The following is a 350-nucleotide window of genomic DNA, read 5'->3' as shown; positions in this document are numbered from 1 at the left end:
GTAATGACTGATGTCCCGTTGGGCCTCCTGCGCCGTCATGTAACCCGTTGACGGGACCCACTCCGACTTCAGACTGCGGAACAGGCGCTCCATCGGCGAGTTATCCCAGCAATTCCCCCGACGGCTCATGCTCTGCTGCATCCGATAGCGCCAGAGCCGTTGCCGAAACAGGCGGCTGGCGTACTGGCTGCCCTGGTCTGAATGGAACAGCACCTGCTGTGGCTTGCCGCGCTGTTTGTAGGCCATGTCCAGGGCCTTGATCACCAGTTCGGCATCCGGCTTGGCCGAGAACGCCCAGCCGATCACCCGCCGGGTATGCAGATCCAGCACCGCGGCCAGGTAGTGCCAAC

General features: G+C 62.9%; 1 protein-coding gene. It reads right to left on the bottom strand.

Annotated features, from left to right (window positions below):
- A partial coding sequence (locus tag FLP08_RS17485; RefSeq protein ID WP_156278197.1) for a DDE-type integrase/transposase/recombinase occupies positions 1 to 350 on the bottom strand: 350 nt, incomplete at both ends.

Origin of the sequence: Christiangramia aestuarii (assembly GCF_009735585.1) — a bacterium.
In the GTDB taxonomy this organism is placed as follows: domain Bacteria; phylum Bacteroidota; class Bacteroidia; order Flavobacteriales; family Flavobacteriaceae; genus Christiangramia; species Christiangramia aestuarii.
This window is presented reverse-complemented; position numbering and strand designations above follow the sequence as displayed.